19 protein-coding genes are annotated in these 24,625 nt (G+C 33.5%); 6 read left to right on the top strand and 13 right to left on the bottom strand.

Annotation, left to right across the window (positions count from 1 at the left end; genetic code table 11):
* From ACECE_RS0216885 to ACECE_RS0216870, 4 genes are all read right to left on the bottom strand, one after another.
* Positions 1-681: a DUF6063 family protein gene (locus ACECE_RS0216885; RefSeq protein WP_235715978.1), complete on the bottom strand. Its 681-nt coding sequence runs from the start codon at positions 679-681 to the stop codon at positions 1-3.
* Positions 682-686: 5 nt separating this feature from the next.
* Entirely contained in the window at positions 687-2,324 is a 1,638-nt protein-coding gene (locus tag ACECE_RS0216880; RefSeq protein ID WP_010249379.1) for a hypothetical protein, read from the bottom strand.
* A gap of 447 nt (positions 2,325-2,771) precedes the next feature.
* A complete protein-coding gene (locus ACECE_RS27880) occupies positions 2,772-3,527 on the bottom strand; it encodes an interferon alpha-inducible IFI6/IFI27 family protein (protein ID WP_010249378.1) in 756 nt (251 codons plus the stop codon).
* A gap of 4 nt (positions 3,528-3,531) precedes the next feature.
* Positions 3,532-3,870, bottom strand: coding sequence for a PadR family transcriptional regulator (locus tag ACECE_RS0216870; RefSeq protein WP_010249375.1), 339 nt, complete (start codon positions 3,868-3,870; stop codon positions 3,532-3,534).
* 362 nt (positions 3,871-4,232) lie between these two features.
* Between ACECE_RS0216870 and ACECE_RS0216865 the strand changes: the two genes are divergently transcribed.
* The 3 genes from ACECE_RS0216865 (at position 4,233) to ACECE_RS0216855 (ending at position 10,638) form a co-directional block, all read left to right on the top strand.
* Positions 4,233-5,546 (top strand): SGNH/GDSL hydrolase family protein, encoded by a 1,314-nt coding sequence (locus tag ACECE_RS0216865; RefSeq protein WP_010249373.1) that lies wholly within the window; start codon positions 4,233-4,235, stop codon positions 5,544-5,546.
* A gap of 211 nt (positions 5,547-5,757) precedes the next feature.
* Positions 5,758-8,367 (top strand): leucine-rich repeat domain-containing protein, encoded by a 2,610-nt coding sequence (locus tag ACECE_RS29520; protein WP_010249370.1) that lies wholly within the window; start codon positions 5,758-5,760, stop codon positions 8,365-8,367.
* A gap of 264 nt (positions 8,368-8,631) precedes the next feature.
* Positions 8,632-10,638 (top strand): cohesin domain-containing protein, encoded by a 2,007-nt coding sequence (locus ACECE_RS0216855; protein WP_010249368.1) that lies wholly within the window; start codon positions 8,632-8,634, stop codon positions 10,636-10,638.
* 303 nt (positions 10,639-10,941) lie between these two features.
* Here ACECE_RS0216855 and ACECE_RS0216850 read toward each other — a convergent pair whose 3' ends face one another.
* The 3 genes from ACECE_RS0216850 to ACECE_RS0216840 all read right to left on the bottom strand — a co-directional run bounded on the left by ACECE_RS0216850 (position 10,942) and on the right by ACECE_RS0216840 (position 15,592).
* Positions 10,942-14,307 carry a hypothetical protein gene (locus ACECE_RS0216850; RefSeq protein ID WP_010249366.1) on the bottom strand — a complete coding sequence of 1,122 codons (3,366 nt, stop codon included), beginning with the start codon at positions 14,305-14,307 and terminating at the stop codon, positions 10,942-10,944.
* A gap of 170 nt (positions 14,308-14,477) precedes the next feature.
* Positions 14,478-15,221, bottom strand: a complete 744-nt coding sequence (locus tag ACECE_RS0216845; protein WP_010249364.1) for a hypothetical protein — start codon at positions 15,219-15,221, stop codon at positions 14,478-14,480.
* Positions 15,222-15,232: 11 nt separating this feature from the next.
* Entirely contained in the window at positions 15,233-15,592 is a 360-nt protein-coding gene (locus ACECE_RS0216840) for a hypothetical protein (protein ID WP_010249362.1), read from the bottom strand.
* A gap of 229 nt (positions 15,593-15,821) precedes the next feature.
* Between ACECE_RS0216840 and ACECE_RS0216835 the strand changes: the two genes are divergently transcribed.
* Complete coding sequence (locus ACECE_RS0216835; protein WP_010249360.1) at positions 15,822-16,124, top strand: hypothetical protein; 303 nt, start codon at positions 15,822-15,824, stop codon at positions 16,122-16,124.
* Between the two features lie 426 nt (positions 16,125-16,550).
* Here the strand turns inward: ACECE_RS0216835 and ACECE_RS0216830 are convergent, their stop codons facing one another.
* Positions 16,551-16,877, bottom strand: coding sequence for a type II toxin-antitoxin system RelE/ParE family toxin (locus ACECE_RS0216830; RefSeq protein ID WP_010249358.1), 327 nt, complete (start codon positions 16,875-16,877; stop codon positions 16,551-16,553).
* Positions 16,874-17,179, bottom strand: coding sequence for a type II toxin-antitoxin system RelB/DinJ family antitoxin (locus ACECE_RS0216825; protein ID WP_010249355.1), 306 nt, complete (start codon positions 17,177-17,179; stop codon positions 16,874-16,876). Before ACECE_RS0216825 ends, ACECE_RS0216830 begins: the two co-directional genes overlap by 4 nt.
* Positions 17,180-17,815: 636 nt before the next feature.
* On the opposite strand from ACECE_RS0216825, the gene ACECE_RS0216820 reads away from it, so the two are divergent.
* Both ACECE_RS0216820 and prfH read left to right on the top strand, forming a co-directional pair.
* Positions 17,816-18,919, top strand: coding sequence for an RNA ligase RtcB family protein (locus ACECE_RS0216820; RefSeq protein WP_010249354.1), 1,104 nt, complete (start codon positions 17,816-17,818; stop codon positions 18,917-18,919).
* Positions 18,920-18,927: 8 nt separating this feature from the next.
* Entirely contained in the window at positions 18,928-19,542 is a 615-nt protein-coding gene (gene prfH, locus ACECE_RS0216815; RefSeq protein WP_010249353.1) for a peptide chain release factor H, read from the top strand.
* A gap of 229 nt (positions 19,543-19,771) precedes the next feature.
* On the opposite strand, the gene ACECE_RS0216810 is transcribed toward prfH, so the two are convergent.
* From ACECE_RS0216810 to ACECE_RS0216795, 4 genes are all read right to left on the bottom strand, one after another.
* Positions 19,772-21,424 (bottom strand): MutS-related protein, encoded by a 1,653-nt coding sequence (locus ACECE_RS0216810; RefSeq protein WP_010249352.1) that lies wholly within the window; start codon positions 21,422-21,424, stop codon positions 19,772-19,774.
* Between the two features lie 32 nt (positions 21,425-21,456).
* Positions 21,457-22,680: a pectinesterase family protein gene (locus tag ACECE_RS0216805; RefSeq protein WP_010249351.1), complete on the bottom strand. Its 1,224-nt coding sequence runs from the start codon at positions 22,678-22,680 to the stop codon at positions 21,457-21,459.
* 225 nt (positions 22,681-22,905) lie between these two features.
* Positions 22,906-24,126, bottom strand: coding sequence for an anti sigma factor C-terminal domain-containing protein (locus ACECE_RS0216800; protein ID WP_010249350.1), 1,221 nt, complete (start codon positions 24,124-24,126; stop codon positions 22,906-22,908).
* Positions 24,116-24,589, bottom strand: a complete 474-nt coding sequence (locus ACECE_RS0216795) for an RNA polymerase sigma factor (protein WP_010249349.1) — start codon at positions 24,587-24,589, stop codon at positions 24,116-24,118. Before ACECE_RS0216795 ends, ACECE_RS0216800 begins: the two co-directional genes overlap by 11 nt.
* Between the last annotated feature and the right edge of the window lie 36 nt (positions 24,590-24,625).

Below are 24,625 nucleotides of genomic sequence, written 5' to 3'. Positions count from 1 at the left end.
TTAATATCCCAGTAGCTTATTTATTGTTTCCAAACGGTTTCCGTCCAAAAAGCTGTAAGTCATCAGATGAGTAAGCTTGTTTGAAGGTCTGATATCCTCTTCAACAGTATCATAAACCAGAAGATTGTGTTTCTCAAGAAAAGCACATACGCTCCTGATATACCCATATTTTGTTTTTCTTTTTCCCTGCTCATCAATCTGCAGTGCATTCCAGTGCTCATACATGGCTGTAATGTTAAATTTTGCCTCTTCCTGTTCCCTTTCAATATTCTTTTTGGAATTTGCATAATCAAGCCTTGAGGTAATAACCTCTTCGAGTCCGGCTATTCTTATGAAATCCCTTGACTTTACGTAGCTTCCTTTTCCACTGAAAAAAACCAATATAATTGTAATTATAATGTATTGAGCCAAATAAAAATCAATCTTACGTGCATCATAACTGATAATTTTCTGAAGATCCATTTCCTTTATGCCAAGAATGTCATTTTCTTCATTTGGAATAAGATATATTACTTGATTAAACTTCTCAATTGTTACATTGCTTTCTCTCGCCATTATTTCTAACACAGCCCTTACTTCACTATCGGAGTAATCGAGATAAAGCTCTTTGTTGTTATCAAAAGTAAGCTCTCCGTCCTTTAGCAAAAAATAATATATCCTCATTGCTTTCTCAAGATTCATCTCATTCAATGTTGGTTCACCTCTATTTTAAACAATATATCAGGACAATTAAGCCCTACCACTTTTTCAGTGCTAAATAACCCGTCAGAATCCTCTTCTAAAGGTTTTTCCGCTATAAAGACCTTTTTATTCCTGGACAGAAGGATTTTTAAACAGTCTATACTATTGTAGCTTTTATCCCTGTTTAGAAGTTCAAGAACACAGTATTTTATATCAAAAGCTTCTGAAGGATTAAAAACAGTTTTATTTCTCTGACCTTTTATGGTTCTAAAATCTACTTCCTTGATATTGCAAAGCTGAAGCAGAACATTTGTCAATATCTTCAAATCCGGTACAAACTTCACATATTCCTGCCTCAATTGATTTACCAGTGTTGAGAGCAATATCTCTTTTTCTGAATTTTCCAATGCCTGCTTGCAGATTATTTCAAATATATCGATATATTTATTGTTAATATCACGGATTCTAATATCCCTCTCACTCTCAAACCTGTTGAAATATCTCTCATTCATCAGAATATTGCTGCCTTCACTGTAAGTTTCTGCCATCGCAATTCTTTGCTCACCAAGAGCCATTTTTATATTGAAAAATTTATTTGTATCCGGCATAAAAAGCGGTCGTAAAACTTTTATAAGTGGGTATGACAAATCAGGATTTTCTTCCAGCTTCTTCATTATAACATCTTCAAAATTTATCCTGTTCTCAAACCCGATATAAAGAATGTTATCAACAGCTTCATTATAGATTTTTTGAAGCTGCTGCTGCTTTAAGAGGAGATTTGACTGTTCATTGATAATGAATTTCAGTCTGTTTTTTATATATGAAATATCTTCAATTTCCTTTGTAAGAGCCTCTTTTTGAATACCATTATTATTACTTTCAATAATTGAGTTTTCTACTCTGCCTATCAGTTCGTAAAGGTTATCATAACCCTCTTTTTGTTCATCTATTGAAGAAAAAGTACTGTTATAAATTCTTTCATACTCCTCAATTCCAGCACTACCGATATCTTCCTTAACTCTTTTAATAAAGTAATTTATCCTTTGAATTTGGGTTTTACTTATGTTAAATAAACTATCTGCGTTGTTTCTAGCCGCATTGAAATTTCTTTTTTTGATGGAAAGGTTGAGTTTGAACTGCTCTATGGAAACCTTCAAAGCATCTTCTATTTCCAGAGTGTTAAACATAAACTTATACCCTTGAGGTGTCATATAATACGTATAAACATTATCATTTCCAACTGAAATTCTTTTATCATCTATCAATTTCACATTTATTTTTTCTTCTCTATTTGCCTCAAAATTGTAGGTAGAAAAATAGTGGGGAATCCCACTGTTCTGCAGACAATCCTTTATAATATAATCCACTATGCCCAAGTACTCTTCATCAGGTATATTCTTTTTTAAAAATTCAACATCAAGCCTTCTTATAAAGTTAGCCACATCATTCTTCGTGCACGCTTCTTCAACCAAAGATTTTTCCATTATAAAGCACAAGACAAGCATAACCAGATTTATTGTCTCCGATGCTTCAAACCCAAACTCCCTAAGCTTAGTCTTTCTGGCAACCCTTGTAGTTATAAAATCAACTATTGCAATTATCTCTGCACGCCTGTGAAAATCCTTTAAAAATTCGTATATCAATTTATCCTCACTAAATAAAAATAGTCATAGTTCAACAATATTTATACATGAATAGCGTTAAAAAATCAAGGGGCTAAACCATATTAAAAAAGATTTAATCGATTGATTCAGTTGGATAGATAAAACCTTAGGTATGATGAAAAAATCATCAATATTAATTGTGTGTTTCAGTAAAGCTTCCACATACTTTATAGCTAATTTCACATATAATCCCCTCTGCAATTTTTGCTATCCAATTCTTATGATCAAATCTTATCTTTTTTTACGGTTGCAAACCATAAAGTAGCATTGAAAATTATGCAACCAGTGGTTGCATATATTGATTTATGGGCTTCAGCCTGTTGAGCACGCAAAGCGTGTGAAACAATAAACCACCCGTTTTACGGGTGGTCAGTGATTTTACTGAACTTTTTTACACTTTACAAAGTATATAAACAATTACTTCACTTAATTTCTCACTGAGGTAAAGATATTTACAATCCAGTCCGGTAAATTCGGATAAGCTGTCTTTATCAACTGTTGAACCGCCTCTTTTGCTTCAGGTCCAACATGTTCAGTTTGCATACTATATTTACCGATAGCTTCAGATCCTATAGCAACTATTCCTCTTGCATATTCTCCAATTGCTATATTACCGATTGCGCATGCTCCAATAGCACCAAAGCCTATAGCTATTGCACCTATTGCCAATGAACCGATGGCCACAGCACCTATTGCAGATAATAATCCTATTGCTAATGCGCCTAACGAAACAATACCTATTGCTGTTGCGCCTATGCTAATTATACCCACAGGTATTGCTCCTATTGATACAACCCCTATCGATATAGCTCCAATTGCAATAATACCCTTTGCCACGCACGGCTTGTTTCCATATTTACTTATCTTAACATGAACTAATGGAAGCCCAAAAAGTTCAGTTTTTGATTTGTACTCATAGAATTCATTTCTGGCTATATTTGCTTTAGTTCGTTCTAGAACAAGTCTTTCTATCATATCACTTTTATCTTCGTAAAGTGTATCCATAAATTCTTTGGCAACATCTTCAGGATTACCCATTTTATCAATAACGTCATCAATATTATCATCAGCGCTCAATTCATTTAAATGCTGAAAAAGATCACTCTTTATTCTTTCTTTCATAGCTTTATCAACCATAATATAACTCATAACACTATTAACATAGCTTTCAACTTTACTCATATCATCAACCTTCCTTTAATACAGATTTTATTGCAAAAATCAATAAATCCAGCTCCTGCTTCATACTATTAAATGCCATAAGTCCTTCATCAGTAATTTTATAATATTTTCTTGGCACACCTCTTTTTTCCGTATCCTGTTCCCAATAGCTATTAATTAATTTGTTGTCTTCCAGCCTATAGAGAACCGGATATAAAGTACCTTCCTTCATTTTAAAAACACCTGAAGTCCTGTTGTCAATTTCTTGAATTATTTGGTAACCATACATTTTTTCTTCACTTAAAAGCTTTAATAGCAATATTTCTATAAACCCCTTCTTTAGTTGTTTACTAACTTCGCTCAATTGATCACCTCTTTCTATCTAACATTTAGTATTACTAAATATATACTATTATAAATTACATTGTTAGTCAATATATTTATCTAAAAAATACCTATGGATAGCATTTCTGCATATCCATTGGCAATTTTATCTATAAGACTTTATCACAAAACATCTGTAATTTCTTCTATAAAATAAATATAAATAACTATTGAAATATATAAATATAAACTATAGAATAAAAATTAAATACACTGGAACATATTACATTTACTACATTTTATGTAAAACGCTACAAGATAGCATTTTTGCATTATTTGTTCTTTGATATGAACACTTTGAAATAATAAGAAAATTACATTATATTAAAGGAGGAAATTTTTATGTTATCAAAAAAAATACTTGTATGGCGTGCTCTACCGGTTTTAATCACTTTTATTATGCTTATAGCATTTTCTATGAATTCATTTGCGCATGATATCCAAGGATATAGTCGCGAAACAAACCTTGGAAAGCTCAAGAATCATTGGGTTGGTACATGGGCAACAAGTCCTCAAAATGGTGAAGAAATAATACCAGGAATTTTAGAACCTTCGATTAATAAAGTCAATAATGAAACAATTCGACAGATAGTGCATACAAGTATAAAAGGAAACGTTGTACGTATAAGACTTTCCAATGAATTTGGCAGAGTGCCGATCAATATTGGCTCCGCAAGTATTGCATTATCTACTGGCGGTGATAGTATCAACCCTAAAACCAAACGAGTAGTAAAATTTAAGGGAAAAACTTCGACTGTTATATATCCTGGCAAAACTGTAGTCAGTGATGCTGTATATCTCAATATAAAGGCTCTCAGTGATGTAGCTGTAAGCATTTATTTCCCAGAAACAACCCCAATAACAACTTATCACAGCACTGCATTACATACGACATATATTGCATCTTCAGGTGATCACACTAATGCTACAGTATTACCAACTACAACAACCAGCACAAATTACTTTTTTTTAACCGGCATTGATGTTATGGCTTCAAGAAAGGCATCTTCAATAGTAGCTTTTGGGGATTCACTTACTGATGGAAATGGTTCGACAATTGATAGCAATAAACAATGGGCCTGTGTTTTTGCTTCTCGTTTGCAAAGCGATAAAAAATACAGACATTTATCAGTCCTTAATTACGGTATAAGCGGCAATCGTATTTTGAACGATATGATTGGAACAAGTGGCTTAAATCGTATGGAAAGTGATATACTAAATCAGGAAGGCGTAAAATATATTATTTTTGAGATGGGGCTTAATGACATTGGATACTCAGGTGGAGTATTCGGATCACCTGGTGGAGTAATAACATCTGGCGATATCATCTCAGGATATAAAAAGGTAATTTCAATGGCTCATGAAAAAGGTTGTAAAATTATCGGTACTACGCTAACTCCGTGTAATGGCCTATCAGCAATTATTGGTGGAGGACAATATGACTCCCCTGAAGGGCAGGCAACTCACAAAGCTGTAAATGAGTGGATACGTACCAGTGGAGAATTCGATGGGGTTATTGATTTTGAAAAAGCAATATGTGATCCAAATGATCCAAGCAAATTACTTCCTAAATATGACAGTGGAGATCATGCACATCCTAATGATCTTGGATATGAGGCTTTGGCAAATTCAATTGATTTGAATTTATTTAAGTAAACTATAGATTAATGCAGTTATAGTTTAAGGTTGCCCAAAAGTTATATCATAATTGAAGAATATCTTTTTAGTATTGAACTGCTATAAGTGAATGGTTTCACTATTAATTTTTGGATGACTTTGCTATAATAAACTAATATTTGAAATAGGATTCAAGTCTGTTTCAAATGTAAAGCTTGTCATTTAACTTAAATTTTGGGGAGGAATTAACATGCAAAAGAGTAAAACAATGAAAATGAGTTTGACATCACTATTTATCATTACTTCAATTATCTGCAATTCTTTTTTGTTTTTGCTACCTCTAAAGGCCTACGCCTCAACTGTTGTAACATTTTTGGACAAAAACCTTGAGGCAGTTGTAAGGACCCAAATCAACAAACCGTCAGGAGATATTTTGGATACTGATGTTACAGCAATAACTAATTTAAATGCAAGTAACAAAGGAATTACCAATCTTGAAGGTATTCAACATCTAAAAAGTTTAAAATCTGCATTACTCAGTAATAACAAAATTAGCAATATTAGTTGTTTGAGCACTCTTACTACTTTAACAATATTGGACATTGCAAACAACAAAGTTGAAAATTTAGATGCTATAAGAAATCTAAATAATCTTGTGTATATTGCTTTGGATAATAATCATCCTGTATCTTTTGAACCTGTTACCAGCTTGACAAAATTGAAAATGCTGAGCTTGAGTAACACAGGAATACAAGGACCTGGAATAATTGACCGATTAGCTTCATCTTCTACACTGATCTCACTTTCTCTTGAAGGAAACGATATTTCAGAAATTGGGCCATTGACAAGCTGTGCTAATCTTTCAACACTTAATCTAGGAAAGAACAAAATAAGCGACCTGTCACTGATTAGTAAATTTACCAAACTCAGATCATTAAACCTGAATGATAATTTAATAAGCGATATTAGTCCAATTAAGAGTGTTTTAGGTATTTCAAATATCAATCTGGAAAATAATCAGATATCATCAATATTGCCACTAAAGGGCCTTGGAAGTCTATATCAACTTGACATTGGAGGTAATTCAATCAATTTAAACGAGCTTTCAGGTTTTTCTTCTATCACTTCACTTAGTATGAATAACTCTAATATTAGCGATATAAGCGCTCTTACGAAACTAAATCTGGTTGATCTTCAACTTGATAACAATCAGATCAGGGAATTAACTCCATTATGTGGAAAAACCTCGTTAAGGTATTTATCATTAAATGGTAATCAAATTAGCAATATAAACCCTTTGTCAGGTTTAAGTTCTTTATCACTTTTAAATTTGTGTGATAATCAGATTACTGATATTAGCCCATTAGCTTCGCTTTCACTTCTTGAATCACTTTACATAACCAATAACCGTGTCATAGATATTGGTGTATTAAGCTCATTGCCATCAGTTCAAAACCTTGGAATTGGAGGCAATCCGATAAGTAATATTCAACAAATAACTCAATGTTCTAATATTACACAACTTGAACTGGATAATTTGGGACTTTCGGATATATCATTTTTGTCCAATATGCCTCAGCTTAGCTGCTTGGTTTTAAATGGTAATTCAGTTAGCGATTTTAGTATAATAAGAAACCTTGAAAATCTTGAAATGTTAGGGATAAGTAATACTGGCATTAAAGATCTTGCGGTACTTTCTAATTTGTCAAAATTAATTGCCCTTGATATTAAGGATAATGGAATTAGTGACATTAAACCGTTAGAGAACTTGAATAATCTGATTTACCTGTATCTTCAAGGTAATAAAATTACTGATTACAGACCTATAGAAGACGTTTATGACAGATTGATGTTTAAAGATTTTGAATTTGAAATTCTACCTGTTCTAGGATGTCTTGAAGTACCGACTGAAGGCTATGCAGTTAGCGGTACAATTAATCTGTCAGGTTATTACCTGGATCCTGAAAATGTATCCAAAATTGAAGTTTTAGTTGATGGTATTAAAATGGGAGATGCAGTATATGGTGATTTAAGGGAGGATATTGCTCAATCATATCCTAAATATTATAATTCCAATGCTGGATTCCATTATCAGCTAAACACAGGAAATCTTACAACAGGTAGCCATGTAATAACAATTCGTGAGACCTCCCGATTGGGTACTGTGAACACTCTTCCTGCAAGAAATATAGTTGTTTCAAGACTTATTCCAAGAGGAGTTATTGATAGACCTTATAGTGGAGAGACTGTTACTGGAAATTACAAGATGTGGGGCTGGTTTTTAGATCCTTCCAAGGTTTCAAAGATTGAGGTCCTAGTAGATGGAATTGTAGTTGGAAATACAATTTATGGTGATCTTAGGCAGGATGTTTATAATGCTTATCCTGCATACAATAATTCTTATTCTGGTTATCACTATACACTTGACACACTTGTTCTATCAGAGGGTGCACATAAAATTTCCATAATAGAAACCGGACTCAATGGTGTAAAGACAACACTAAATGCAAGAACTATTTATGTAGCCAGATTGATGCCGAAAGGTTATCTTGATAAACCTGCTAGTGGACAAAATATAACCGGAGTATCAAAAGTATCGGGCTGGTTTCTTGACAACAGTGGAGTTGATAAAATAGAAATCCTTGTTGACGGAGTTGTAAAAGGTACAGCAACTTATGGTCTGTCGAGACCAGATGTGGCTAAGGTTTATCCGCAATACAACAATTCAAACAGTGGTTTTGAATATTCTCTTGATACCAGCACACTTGCAACAGGCAAACATACCATTGTGATAAGGGAAAAAGGCAAAAATGGAGCAGAAACATCATTATCCGGAAGAGTTTTCTATGTATCAAGATAGCATAATGTAAAGATATTTACATATTTCAATAAAAAACTCCGGGACTTCCGGAGTTTTTTGTCCAAAATTATATTTTCAATAACTTTATAAATCCAGTGCCTAATTTCTAATTGTTAAACTAATGCAGTTTAGAAAATTTTAATATTTTATTTCTTTACTTTTTGATATAAATTTCCAATACTATTGTATAATTAAATTAACCAAAATTTGAGGTACCTTGCTTTAAATAAATACATAAAAATTACTTTAGGGAGGAATGTTCAAATGAAAAAAATACTGTGTAAAATTGTAACTATTGCCATGCTTGTTACTATGTTTTCAACAGTGGTCAATTTATGTACAGCCTCAGCTGCACCAAATGGTCCCACACAAGCAGTAACAAAGCACCATAAGCATCCTTCAAAACCAGTAAAACCGCCTAAAACTCCAAAATATGCAACACCAACACCTACTGCTACCGAAACACTTGTGATCGAAGGAGGATCAGTTAATTCACAAACAGGTAAAGAAGTATGTGTACCAATTAAACTTACATGCGTTCCTGATAATGGTATAGTATCAACTGACATGAGTATCAGTTACGACACTTCCATTTTGAAATATACAGGTGGCAGTGCTGGAGATATAGTTCCTGATCCAGATGCAAACTTTGCTATAGCCGAAACATCTCCTGGGGTACTAAAATTACTCTTCGTTGACACCACAAATCTAGATAAACATATTTGCACAGACGGAGTATTTGCAGAACTTAATTTTAAAATAAATATTTCTGTGTCCTATCAAACTTCAATTAAAATATATGATATAACAGTCGGTGATGGAAATTATGCTAGCGTACCCACTAAGGCAATTGATGGTTATGTTTATATTGCCGAGACGACGCCACACCCAAGCATTCCGTCCATGACGACGCCACCACCGACAACACCTGAACCATCCTCTACACCTTCTACATATACATTGCGTATTGGCGCTGGAACACTCAATGCTGCAGAAAATGACAATATAACTCTACCTATCAATTATATGAATGTTCCTGCTAACGGAATTAGTGCATGTAATTTTACAATCACTTACGATCCTCAACAATTGGAGTATATATCATATGAGCCTGGAAACATAGTTCCAAACCCAGATGTAAACTTCGCTATAAACAAAGCAGAAGATGGGTGTCTAAAATTATTGTTCCTTGATCATACAATAGGAAATGAATGTATCAATTTTGATGGAATTGTTGCAAACCTTAATTTTAAGGTTGTAGGTCATACGTCTGGATTAACTTTTATAGATTTATGCTATGCAACAGTTGCAGACCTAAATCTTAATGTAATAGCTACAGAATTATGTTCAGGCTCAGTCACCATTAATTCTTTAGTAACACCTACACCTTTATCTTCATTCGAGATTACTGTGGGTTCAAAGCAAGCTTCACCAAATGAAAATGTAACTCTTCCTATCTATTTTGACGATGTTCCTGCTATCGGGATTAGTACATGTGATTTTACAATTACTTACGACCCTAAACAACTGGAATTCTTATCATATGAGCCTGGAAGTATAGTCCCAAATCCAGATACAAACTTTAGTTTGGTCAAAACCAGTGAGGGATCTTTAAAATTGCTGTTCATTGATTTTACAATGGAAAATGAATTTATAAAATCAGGTGGAATAGTTGCAAACCTCAATTTTAAAGTTATAGGTTCTTCATATGAAGTTACCCATATAAACATATCTAATCAAACAGTTGGAGATATAAACCTTTATTCAGTACCTACAGCAGTATATCCTGGCTCGGTCATCATTGATATTCCTGCAGTACAAACACCAAACCCTCAATCTGATTTTTGTTGTAAAGTCGGTTCTGGTGATGCAAAAATTGGTGATACTATAACTATTCCAGTTAACTTTGAAAATGTTCCGGATAAAGGAATTGCCGCATGCAATATGACTATTACCTATGATTCTACTCAATTGGAGTTTGTAGAAAATGAGGTTGGAAGTATTGTGAAAAATCCTGATATGAACTTTGCAATAAACAAGTTGGAGGATGGAACCATAAAAATACTGTTTGTTGATTGCACAATGAAGGATGAATATATCACTTCGAATGGATTGTTTACAAACCTTACTTTTAAAGTATTACCTACAAAGTGTGGAATCACTTCTATTAATGTAGTTAATGCAACATTTGGAGATATTGATCTTAATAATTTAAATACAACAATTGTTCCAGGCGTCATCAATGTTTTAGGTTCAACAGAAATTAATTGAGATTTTGTTATAAAACAATAAAATAACAGATAGATTAATAGTAGTAACAATTTATTTAACAAGGTACCTTAATATTAATAAGAACTTTTAAACAAAGATAGGCTGATACAAAATGCCTTATTCCCAATCCATATTGTACTTAAGCTTTATAAACTGCACAATATGATTGATATAAGTGAACTTTTGTATCAGCCCCTCTTTTTAAATCAAGTTGCTAGAGGTCCTCTATACTTTCAATCACGTTTATTTCTGGATTCTCCCTAAGATTGTATAAAACACCTTCACATTTATTATTTTGAATAACTATTCTATTGCTGTCCAAATATCTAACGCACGAGTACATATCATAACGTCGTTATAATTTCTATATAACTTTAATCGATTTCCACAATCCTGATGCCAAAACAAGGTACTACCGGCAACTTCCAGCAGTGCCAGTGAAATATATTGAGCTTCACGACAACCTTTATGCCAAATCATATCAACTATCTTCAATAACGTTTCCGGCTCCCAATAACCTTTATTATCTTTTAAATTTTGTAAAACTTCATTGTAAGCATTGTTTATAAGATGAGGATAATCAATAATACAATTAACAATATTATTTAGTATAATAATTGAATTCTCTACATCATTCCAATCAATTGATGCAACGTGAACTTTTATCAGAGCATTTTTTAATGTTTTCTCTTTTGAAAAACACTCAATAATGCCCTTATATAACGGTACAAGATTCAAACGTGTGGAACTTGGCAAAGACGTAAGTTTACTCACCAATTTCATTAGACGCTGGCGATGGGGTAAATCTCTTTGAGCATTGGCATTGTATTCTTCAATTATATCTACATTGACCAGGTCTTTAAAAACATTTATTACCACTTCATTGACTTTTCCATCACAGCATGCTTCTATCAGTGTATCCGTAGCAGCATTCCAAACAGAACTGCATTCAAGATCGGTAATAGCCGCTAAAGCAGCATTAGCAACTGTTTCTTCGTTTCTATTAATCCATTGTTTCATATATGAGAAGGCTTCTTTCCTGACATCTGCCTCATTATAATTTGCCACTCTAATTATCAATTCCAAATACCTAGTTCTGAAGTCTTCTTGCAATTGATCCGGCTGTTGATATAATAAGCTTCTTGCAACATCAATTTGTGATGAAGATGCTAATTCATTCAAAACACACCATGCATCCTTATTATCGAGAAGTTGTCTGGCTGCATGACCAACTGCAATTAAGACATCCTTGTGCGGATTTGCTTTTTTCAATTCGCCCATCAGCAGCGATAAACTATTAATGCTTTTGTATGCTCCAACTAACCTTATTGCTTCTTTTCTAACAGTTATTTTAAGATTATCCCTGCTTAAAAGTTCGTTAAGTTTTGAAGACAATAAATCCGGATTAACAAAGCGGGCACATTTTGGTATTGAGTACATTGCAACACGTGCTCTATCTCCGTCAATATTTTCGAGTAAAATCGGAATTGACTTTTCCGGCTCTTCAAGCAATGATGTTGCATAAAGAGCTGCTTCAACTATTGGAACTTCATTACTATCCATGAATTTAATCACTTTGGTTGGGCAAATATCAGGCATTCTCGCCATTATTTTTATGCAATTTACACGTTCCCATTGGCTACGTTTGCTATCGGATGCTATCCTTTCCAGCATACAAAGTAACGAATTTTGCTGACGCGGCAGCCACCTTTGAAATCCTTTATCAGCCGGTACAACATAAATTGTATTACCAGTTAGAAACTTCCCTCGTATAACATCACCTGAAATAAATGGGTCTAACCATTCCTGACGTCTCATATGCAAATGCAAAAATACTTGTGGAATCGTAATAAAGGATTTATCAAGACCAATTAATTCTTTTACCCTTTCATCACGAGTTTTTTTAGGTGCAAGCCAATGCCTTGCAGCCTGAATTGCTACATTATCAGGTTTTGCAGCAATTGCTTCTTTCAATAAATTTTGAAGCTTTATTATCTCATAGCCCCTTTTTCCAAGCGCTGCTGCCAATGCAATAACCATACTATAGTTTTCATGTCTATTGGCATCCACTACCAATGGGTAAATCTCGTCAAATATGTTTTTCTCCAGACCACGGGGTATATTCTTTTCCAGTGATGGAAAAGCCAATTGTCCAGTCTGCTTTGTAAGTTTTTTAGTTATATCCATGGAGAACTTAAAAAGCTCGCCACCTGGATTTGATGCATTATGGATCATAATTGCAAAAGCAAATTTTTGTACAGCATACCTTGTTGAATATGAAGTATCTCTAGCTTCTATGACACTGTCAACAAGCAAAGTAAGTTCTTTTATGTTATTCTCAGTATAAATAGATGCATTACATTTTGAAAGCTCAGTAAATACTGCACTCCGCACCGGGTCCTGCTCATTTTTGATACGGCATAGGAAGGCCAAAGTCTCATCAACGCCATGCCTTGATAAAGCTGTGCTTCTAATCAGCCAGGTAAGTGCTTGTGCCCTTTCCTCTGCGTTTGATGAACGTGCTGCTGTTTGTAGTATTTCTCTTGCATTATCTATATCACGATATAAAGTAATCATATAAGTTTTTGCCCGGCTTTCGTTGATTTGGCGAAGTCCAAGCATACGAGCGGCTTCTCTGTCACGTAATTTATGCGGCAATTCATATAATAATGCTTCTGGAAAAACTATTTCCTTTCGGATTTCTTTCTCATATACAGCCTCAAACAAATCTTCCCGGTCTGAAGGAGCGATATGATGCAGAAATTCTGCTATATGCGCAGGTTTCTCAGCAAGCAATTTACCTAACCCAATCTGTTGGTCTTTTGAGAAACATTTTAGGTTTTTTAATAAAGTTGTAGGTATTCCGTTTGAAATCAACTCTTTGCGTGATTCATTCCTGACCAACAAATCATATACTTTTTCAGGACATTTACGCACTAAAATACCTATGTTGGTTTTCAATAAAGGATGTACTATATCCTTTGGCCCCAAATTCATTGCACAATCCAGAATAAAATCCGGTTTCAATTCACACATAAGCTGAATTGCAGTGGAGAACCACCACCAAATATAAGTTTTTTGCCTTGATGATGCTTTTTCTAAGGACGTCTTAAAATAGTCCGAAACCACATCAAGATTCCTATAAGCTAGCATATGCCAACTGCTTATTACATGTCCGATGTCCAAAAGATATTTTTCAACAGTTTCTTTACTACAAGCCGGCAGCAGAATTGCTGCCTCATGTGCTCCCCACCTTTTGTACACCAATCCAATCAACCGTTCCGCCAATACCTGACGATTAATTTTTGTAATATTGCGTAGTAGGCATCTACGGCAATCCTGAGATAAATTTTCTATCTCTTTTACTATGTCATCATCTGAGGCTGCTTTTGCCAAAAGTCCTGCTGCTTTTTTTCTAACACTAACCATGCGATGCTTTAAGGCCGACAAGATTATATCAGTGTTTTTGGTTACTGAAGCACCTGTAAGCGCAAGCTGTGCTTCATATGCACCATCCTCAAGTAATGAAGAAAGCAATTTATGATATTGCTTTGAACTATTATTGTCACGGCCCATAATAGCCATTTTTTTCACCCTGTCCGAATAGCCAAGTAAATCTAATTCTTTTAGTAAATCTTTTTTATCAGGAACTTTTTTATTGAAAAGCATGTGTCACCTCATCACAAGAATTATTGTTTTACCCATTCTCCATTTTCTTCATAAGTATTGGTCAAAAAATCCCAAATAGTTTTTTCTTATAAGTAACCCCCTCTTTATAAAGGGCTTCAATAGTTTGCTCTATCACGTTGTTATTTGGATATAGATCATGCAGTTTGAATTCACCTTTCTTTAAACTCTATTTTATTTTTTTTCGATAAAACATCATATTCTGCAATAACAATATCATCATCTCTTAATTGAGCATTAAACTTATCCCTGAATATTTTTTCTACACAAACAACCGGATTTTTAATATAATGATATTTTGTTTTGATTTGGTCACTAAAATAATTTATAAAATCTGAGACATTAATATAATCTTCAAATTCTCCTATTCGCTTCATTTCCCAATGATGACAATCTCTCGGCACATCATAATTGTAATAACGGACATCTGTGATTACTTTCTTATTGTAATTTACACTAATATCGCAACCTAATAAACAATCACCAATTTCATATTTGTTTAAGCAGGTATAATTAAATATCAGCTTGGTATCATTTGTTAATTTTTTTGTATCATTATTATTTATATACATAGAAAACTCTTTAAGTTCAAAATCTGTATCAAACTCTTTTGCTATTTTACTACACTGTTCTTCAATTTGAGAAAGCTTATCTATTTCAGAAATTTTTATTTCTTTCAAACTGGAATAAGATGGATATGCATTTATATAAAGAATTACAAAAGAACATAATGTAAATATAAAAAGAATAGACAAAAATACAATTCCGATTTTTCGAATCATCTTAAGTAAATGATTATTAAAATAAAGCCTGTAAATCAACTCTGTAGCCCCGTATAATGGCAATACAGCAACACATATTAAAACCATTTTTAAGTACATACTCTCTACAATCATTTTCTCACCACTTAATCAATAATATGTATAAATTTAAGTATATATAAAAATGCAGTTGGGAAAAATATAAAATGCATAAAACACAAACCCACTGGCACATATAAAGCTTTCTTATTTTTGAATAATTTTATAAATATAGTTATTGGCAGAGCCAAATAAATTAAAACAGCCAATTTACTCAAATATACTTTACTCAGCACTGCATAAATAATCATACACACAATTGATAATACTAAATCTCCAATAAAACCTCCAACAAAAATTTTAAAAGTATTCAAAAGGAATCTAGAAAACAATTCAATAAAATTATCTTTTGTTCCACCTGTTTCAATGATCCCAGTATGTGAATTCTTTTGACTATTATCTTTCATAATTTATCCGGTTCCTTTTGTGATATTTACATTTTTCTGCCGCAATAATTTATATGAACTATACAAATACTCCTATTTCAAATTATAACATATATTATTACAGTAATATAATAAAGATTTCCAGATTAAGTGGTGTTATATTACTAAGTCGAAATTTCATAATGTCTCTAAAAATATAACACTATTGACTTTCCTAAACTATTGCAATAGTAATAAGGAGGAACAAACAATGAAACGCTTTCTAATTTTGGCTTTATGCTTACTTTTAATAATTTCTGTCATCGAAAGTAAGTCCGGTAACTCTATCTCAATATCTGCCGGTAACAGCAAACTCCCGGCTTTGGAATTAACAAAAGACAATGTAGTTCAGCTGTTTCTGCCAAAATTAAAGCAAACTTATAATTCTGCCTATGTAACCTTTCTTGTAGGCACAGTAATATCTTTTCCGTACATAATGGCCACAAATGCTATTTATTATGAGGAATTAATGCATCATTGCACTATCCTCTTGTTTTTCTGCAAATGCAATTGATCCAGAATTCTCCTTCCCTTCCCGGTCTGACATCTTGGGTTTTCCAAATTTCAATTCGCTGTAATTGATCAAAAGTTCTTAATAAATCATATCCAGTATTTTAAAATACAAATGCCCATCGAGATAACAGCTACAATGAAAATTATAGAAAAATTCAAATAAAAAATCAATTGCGAACTTGAAACATTTAACAGGATGACAATAAAAAGGCAGACAATGAAGCTTACAGTGTTTTGGAGAATCCCGGAGGATTGTTGAAGATAAGCTGGCAGAAAAGAAATTCTATATTACAAAGCCTGTAAATAAGGCATAACTTTATAAAAAGTTAGAGAACAAATAATATATCTCTATCTTTTTTATCAAATTAGTGATTAAAATCTACAGTTATTACTCAAAACCAAGAAGATTATCGTTATTTATGAATAGTCATATACTGGTCTTTTTAATTTCTTTATCTATATCCATTCCACCATATAAAACACGGATAACAGTGACTGTTTTATCCTCGTTTTGGGGAATATAAAACACTATGAAATTGTCTACAGGCATTTGGCAAAGCCTCCTACTACGCCATGGTTCTATTTCAAGCCTACGAAACCGACCCGGCATTTCATCAAGACCCCGTATGCCTTTTTCGATACTTTTCAATTGGCCTTCTGCTATCGCAGGCTCATGCAAGTTAAATGCGATGTACTCATAAATCCTTCTTAAATCAGCATCTGCTTGTTCTGTTATAACTATTTTGTATTTCATATGTTATAATCCCTACGGATGCGGGAAAACACCTTATCTGCAGGTTTTGTATTCCCTTTCACCAAATCTGCAAAACCTTTTTCCAACTCCGTATCCAGTTCAGTTTCAGTTAAGCTGGAAACTGCCACAGGTTTTTGAGCAGGAAGCTTAACATCAAAAGGAATTCCTCCATGCATAACAACCTGCTTTAAAAATATATTCACTGCATTAGATAGTGGAATACCTAATTGTTCCAGAACAGATTCTGCCTGCTCCTTCAGTTCTGGTTCAAGTCTTACATATAAATTTGTCGTCTTAGCCATAACCAATCACTCCTTCTATTAATATTATATCCAAATGTATTTACAATAGCAATACATTAAAAACCATGATCAGTTAAACCAAACCACCCTCTCATTACAGATACTTGAATTTCTGTACATTTTCCATAACCATTCATAGCTCTACCATACGTACCTCCCAGTATGAAATATCCCCCCACTTCTTTATAAATTTGATTACGACTACTACAATAATTATTTTATTTAATCTATGGAACTTTTTATATATAAAAAGTTATTTTACAATTCAAATTTGCATATTGACATTTATGCTAATCCTATAATATGATTAAATAGTACTTACATATTAACCCATAATAATCAGGTGAGAGGAGTGTTGAAAATGCAAACAACAATAAATAATGAGGTGTTATGTTTATAATTTAATATTGGGCCAAAAGAGCTATATTTATTCTGTTCTTGTGGCCAACCTTAAAAGTAACCGTCACCTGATAGCAATATAGAATTTTGCTATATAAGCGCGATAAGTTATCGTGTTTTTTTATTGCCATTTTTAAAATAGGATTATGATCCAGTAAATGACGCCGTGGTTACTATATCACGGTATTTTTATGCCCTTTAAGGGTCAGATATATGGAAGGAGAAATATAAATATATATGAATAATGTAACTATTATTTCATCTGAGAAGAATTGGCTTGAACAAAATGCTGTAAACCAACTTAACCAGATCAGTACACTGCCTGGCGTAGTAAAAGCAGTCGGATTGCCTGATCTCCACCCTGGTAAAACACCTGTTGGAGCAACAATTATCACTGAGGGTATCATTTACCCTCACCTGATAGGAAATGATATCGGCTGCGGAATGAGCATGTTTGCGACAGACATAGAAAAAAGGAAATTAAAAATAGATAGAATGGTTAAAAAAGCTGAAGATATTCAAAATTTAAAAGAAATTCCATTACCCGAATCAGAAGAAACAAATCAGACCTCCTCTCCCCTTGGCGCAAGCCTTGGTACTATAGGCGGAGGTAACCATTTTGCAGAATTTCAGGAGGTTGATACAATATTCGAGGAAAAAGCATTTAATAGCCTTGGTTTTGACAAGAACAGAATTACGCTTCTGATCCACAGTGGTTCAAGGGGTTACGGTCAGGCAATTCTTGATGATTGTATAAGAATTCATTCCGCTCAAAACGGTTTATCACAGTCTTCTGAAGCAGCTGCAGAATATCTTTCAAAACATGACAATGCAGTTTATTGGGCATCCCTCAATAGGAAGTTAATTGCATATAGACTTCTTAAAGCACTGGGAATAAGTACTCAAGCTGATAGGTTGATAGATTGTTGCCATAATAGCGTAAGTATAAAGAAATCTGATGACAAATTGCAATACCTTCATAGAAAAGGTTCACTACCCACAGATAAAGGCGCTGTTGTAATTCCCGGGTCAAGAGGCTCGCTAACATATTTGGTGATGCCAACGGATGCAACTTGTGTCTCAGGCTATTCTTTAGCACACGGTGCAGGCCGGAAATGGGAGAGAAGCTTGTGTAGGTCAAGACTTGAAAGCAAATATACAAAAGAAAGTATCAAGTCAACCAAGCTTAAAGGCAGAGTTGTTTGTGATGATACAAAATTGCTTTTTGAAGAAGCCCCGGAAGCTTACAAGAATATTGATATAGTAATTCAGAGTTTGATTGACTTTGGGTTGATAAGTATCATTGCAACTTTTAAACCATTATTAACGTATAAAAATTAGGAGGATTTATGTGGATACAGATTAGTTCTGGAAAAGGGCCTGATGAGTGCGAGCTCGCTGTGAGCCTTTTCCTGAAATCATATCAGAATGAATGTAAAAATAAAGGAATAATAACAAACGTAATCGACGCAATACCTGGTAACATATCAGGCAACTTAAAATCGGTGCTCCTGTCTCTGGAATGTCAGGCGCAAGAAGAATTAAACGGTACCGTTCTATGGATTTGCAAAAGCCCATACCGTCCTAACCATAAGAGAAAAAACTGGTTTATAAATGTAGAGGCTTTTCAATCCACTGAAAAACTCAACTTTTCTGAAAAGGATGTAAGTTTTGAGTCAATGAGAAGCTCAGGTCCCGGTGGTCAAAATGTCAACAAAGTTGAATCCGCCGTCAGGGCAATTCACCTCCCCACTGGCTTGACAGTGACGGCAAGTGAGGAAAGGTCACAGTATATGAATAAAAAATTGGCACTTGGCAGGTTATCAAACCTTATAAAAGCAATAAATAACGAGGATTCAGCATCACATAAAAAAACAATGTGGATGCAGCATAACGACCTTGAAAGAGGCAACCCGATCAGGATTTATGAGGGTTTGAATTTTAAACTCAAAGAGACAAAATAAAGTTTAAATTCAGCTGAAATGTCAATACAAATACGGTTAAGGGCTAACCCCACCACCTTAAGAATGTTTAAATAGTGTATAATAGTTAGTAAATTGATTGTTTTTGCTATTCATAAAAAGGCCTTTGGAAGAACTCTGTAAGGCCTTTTTTTATCTCCAATTCGCAATTCAATACTGAAATGTTTAAACTCAGTATGATATTATGCTACTCATAAACAGACCATTAGCTCTAACGCCAATCTAAATTTCTCGCTCCATCTATTATCTCATCAGGAAATCCTACATATTCCAGAAGTTTTATTGCATTTTTTGAAGTTGATGCTCCTTTATATATTTTATAATCAAAAGTAATATCCTTATCTTGCATCTGTTCACGAAAATGATAATTATCATACATTTTATCTAAGATTTTTGTTAGCTCAATATCATGAGATGCAACTATTGCAATGCAATTCTTTTTATGTAAAAACCTTAATATTGAAGCAGATGCCGCAATTCTTTCTTCAGTATTAGTTCCACGTAAAATCTCATCAATCGCACAGATAACTAATCTTTCTTCACTTAAATTCTTAATAATTCGATTCAAATATTTTATTTCCTTAATATAGTAACTCTCTCCTGCCATCAAATCATCACGTACCGCCATTGAAGTAATAATTCTTGCAAATGGTAAAATCATCTGTTTAGCCATACATGTGTGTATACTTTGCGCAAGAATTATGTTTATAGCAACCGCTTTTATATATGTAGATTTACCAGAAGCATTTGAACCGGTAATAATGCAACTTTTGTCTATTGTTACTGAATTACAAACAGGTTCATCAATTAATGGATGATATATTTGCTCTATTTTTAGTATATGTTCTTTATGAAAAGTCGGGGTACAAAACAAAGACAGACTTTTTCGAAATGAGGCTATTGTTATTGCCACATCAATCTCTCCAACCCTTTTATACAACTCTATAAACTCATTTTGCTTATTCTTTAGTTCACGAATAATCCGGTCATATCTCACAAAATCCCATAAAGTCGCACCTATTAGATAATCGGATAAAATACCAATGAAATCTCCTGATATAGTAGCATCTTTTTGGTTTTTTATTCTATTAACAATATTTGATAGCCTTTTGAATAAAACAACCTCTTTCTTCAAGTCATTAAATTTACTCTCATACATGAATTTTTTTGTATTAACAATTCGATTACCTACAGCTATTAAATCAATTATACTATCGAGCGTGTCAAGGTTAGCCTCATACACTATCTTACCTTTTAGGTAAATTGCTAAATTAATAGCAAATATAAATGCTGTTAGATATAAGAATTCAAAATTCTGCAGGATAATCGCCGGAAGAACGGATAGTGCTAATAATACTTGCATAAACCGATATCTCCATATGCCTGAAATCTTAAATTCATCTAAATTTGCTATAAATTTGGGCAAGTAATAGCACTTTTCATCCTTGCCAAGTCCACTTAGTAATAACTGAATTTCTTCTCTTTCCTTATCATTAGATGCAAAAAAACAAATTTTCTTTTCTAATAATTCTGTATGCGTATTGTTTTTAGGCAAACAATGAAGTAAAAAATATAATATCTGCTCCCCCACAAAAGAATTACAATTATTAATCCTAAAAAATATTTTGTCCATCTCCAAATCATTCCATGTTATGCTATCTAATTTTTCATCATTTGGTATTGATTCTGAATACTCACCCCAATAATAACCAATTTTTTCAACGTCATTTTTAGATACCATAGGTTTCTTACCAAACTGCCACTTTATAAACTTGCGAAGTTTTCTAATTTTTTTATTTCGATTGTAAATGCTTGATATACATACTAAAATAAGTATGCTTACTATAATTACTACTATCTGCATATTCTGTCTCCCCATAATATCTGTTTGTAAATTTATATTCTTAATGGTAAAGCTTTTATCATGCCCAATATGTACATTCTAAATATTGCAAAATCCGGTGAATTAACACTACCATCAAGGTTTAAATCTGATGCTGCAAGCTTATCCTCTGCCAATTTAGTAATACCAAGGAGATATCCTCTCATTAATGCAAAATCAATAGAGTTTGCGCTTCCATCTCCGTTTAAATCTCCATAAATAATATTTGGTGTAGGAGTTGGGGTTGCAATTATATCAGAATCCGGTTTCCAATTGTCGGTTCCTTTTAACAAGTTATCTATTGAATATAATGCAGCTTCGTCATCAGTCAATTGTCTTCTGGATGAATTAATAACCGCCCCTGGACCAGTGCTTTTGTATTCAAAAAAGCGGGCATTCTCTGGTAAATTGCCGCTCATACTAGTCCAACCGATGTCTTTTATATGTGCTCCCAAATAACATTCTTTATAAACTACATTTCCATTCGGGCGCCATGGTCTTCCCAAATATGTTGAATTTGCTGCAGCATCACTTTTTAAGTTGCAATTTAAAAACAGGTATCCGTAATTTGCAATATCTGTGCTTGCTGCCGTAACATAACCACCTCTTGAAGTTGAAACTATTTCACAATTATCAAATACAGCTGTTGCACCACCAAAAATGAAATCTGTATCACCAATAATTTTGCATTTTGAATAATACTGTCTGCCTGAGTGTGCATATAATGTATCCTGATTCCCAATAAAGATACAATCTTTTACTATTTGCCTATCACCGCGCATATAGGCAGCTACAGCCTGTTTACCGTCAGTATTGATATTTTCATCAAAGGAATTTTCGATAGTAAGGTTCTCAATAATTGCATCCGTTCCGTAGAGATAAAATGACGCTGAACCAGATGTACCATATGTAGTACCATCTGATTTTAATTTTCCAGCATAATTATCATATGTTATTATTGCTCCAGTGCTACTTTCCCCAATAAGATGAACTCTATTCTTTCTTATTGTCACGACCTCTTTGTATGTTCCATTCTTTACAAGTATGACAACTTCTTCCGAATTATCTGACGGTACTGAGTCAATTGCCGCTTGTACAGTGCTAAAATCACCGGTACCGTTTTTAGCAACTATTATATCTGCACTAACCGCGGCAGAAGTTACAATAGTATTAGAGTTTGTAAATAATGTTGCAATAGTAAAAATTACAGTTAAGAAAGCAGAAAACCTTTTTTGCACAAAAACTCCTCCTCATTAACATTCACATGGTTCAATCTAATAATAGTATACAATAAATTGGAGCATCTACCAACCATGCACCTTATTTACCTAATTGATGAATTTTGTGCAAATATTCATAAAAAACTATATACATTTAACAAATTGATGCCTGTGAAGATAAGCTGATAAAGTGAAACTTTACGAAAAGGTAGAGAATTTATCAAACTCTACCTTTTCATCAGATTAATAGTCAAAATCAACATTTATTATTTCAAAACCAAGAAGATTATCGTTATTTCTAAGTTTCATAATATTTTGAGTAGGAGCTGTAATAATTGCTGTTTTAACCATAACTCCATTTGATTTGATATACTCCTTCATGTGGGTCAATACTTTTTTTGCCTCTTCAAAATCATCCTGCTTTAATTCAACATCCGTATTTTCACTTTTGTATAGATCGAAAAAATATTTGTAGTTGCCTTCAAACCAAGCAAACTCCTTTTCAAAAAGACTTGCAGGATATTTTACCTGCATATCAAATTTAAGACCTCTATAAAACATACCCCGCTGGTAATCAAGGTATGCGTTTGTAGAAACATCCTCCGGCGTGAAAACAGAAAAACCTACGGGATGTGTGATGAAAAAGCGAAGAGAGTTTGTGTCCTTATTGGCATCATAAATCTTTTGGAATCCGGTGTCTACAGAAAACCAGCAGTATTCCAGCTTAACATCACCAATATCCCTTAAGATGTCTGGAAGTTCCTCAACTTTATAAGGTTTTTTGAAAATTGTAATTGCTTGGGTAATAGAACCTTGTGGAGAATTTTCGAGCTTGTCAAACTGTTCACCAAGTTTTTTATAACGGTTTTCGTATTTTTCTTCAGTAAGAAAATTATCAAGAGTAATCCAAGCGAGCTTACTATCTGTTTTTCCATACAATAAATCCAGATCAGTTTTATGTTCTATCTTTCCAAATATATTTGGCAGTATATACCGTTCCTTCTGTTTCGAAAAATTTTCTCCAAAAATATTCGCTGAGTATTCGCACTCGATTACTGTTTTTAATAGCCCTGGTTTATGTGTTATATGAACATCTGAGACAAGAAACTTTTTGAGGGTAACATTGTCAAGTATAGCTCTCTGATAGTTAAGGTCTCTTTCCGAATAAACATTTCTCATTATTTCAGGACCAATAAAGTTTACAAATATAAGAGAAAATGCAACTGCAGCTACAGATATCGCAATAACTTTGAAATAGAACTGTATTCTCAATTTTTTCAAGCCTTTCAAGATTTTCTTATCCCGAGAAACAAAGGTTTTATCTTCCATATCTTCTACTGATCGCTGACATTCCTCACACTCTTTCAGGTGTTGCTCTACCAAAACTGTTTCACTTTCGGACAGTTCACCGTCTATGTATTTTTTTAACTTTGATAATATGGATTTGCAATCATTACTTTTCATTTTCATACACCTCTCTAAATTTTTCTCGTGCCCTATGTAGAGTGACTTTTGCGGAATTTTCGGTAATACCTAAAATTGAAGCAATTTCCCTCAGAGAAAATCCGAAATAGTCCTTAAGAAGAATTATGGACCGGTATCTGACAGGTAACTTGTCAAGGGTAATATTAATAGTCATATTTGACAGTAGTCTCTCCTGTGGAATATAATCCATTGACCTTTCGTAATCCTCATTAATCAACCACCTGTCTTTCTTTCTCACATAATCTATGAACAAATTGTGTGCCACCCTTACAAGCCATGCCTCTCCAAACTCCGAAAGTTTGCCGGCATTTATCAGCATCAGAGTCTTGTAAAAAGTCTCTTGCACGATATCTTCCGAAAGTTTGGAATTGTTACAGAGATTAAGAATATAGCAGTATATTTTGTTGTAGTACTTTCTATAAATGCCTGTAAAATTATCCATATTCTCCTCGGGATGTTTTTCTAATAATTATAACGT

The organism is Acetivibrio cellulolyticus CD2 (assembly GCF_000179595.2).
Taxonomy (GTDB): domain Bacteria; phylum Bacillota; class Clostridia; order Acetivibrionales; family Acetivibrionaceae; genus Acetivibrio; species Acetivibrio cellulolyticus.
The sequence above is the reverse complement of the archived record's forward strand: the minus strand, read 5'-3'. Positions and strand labels throughout refer to the sequence as shown.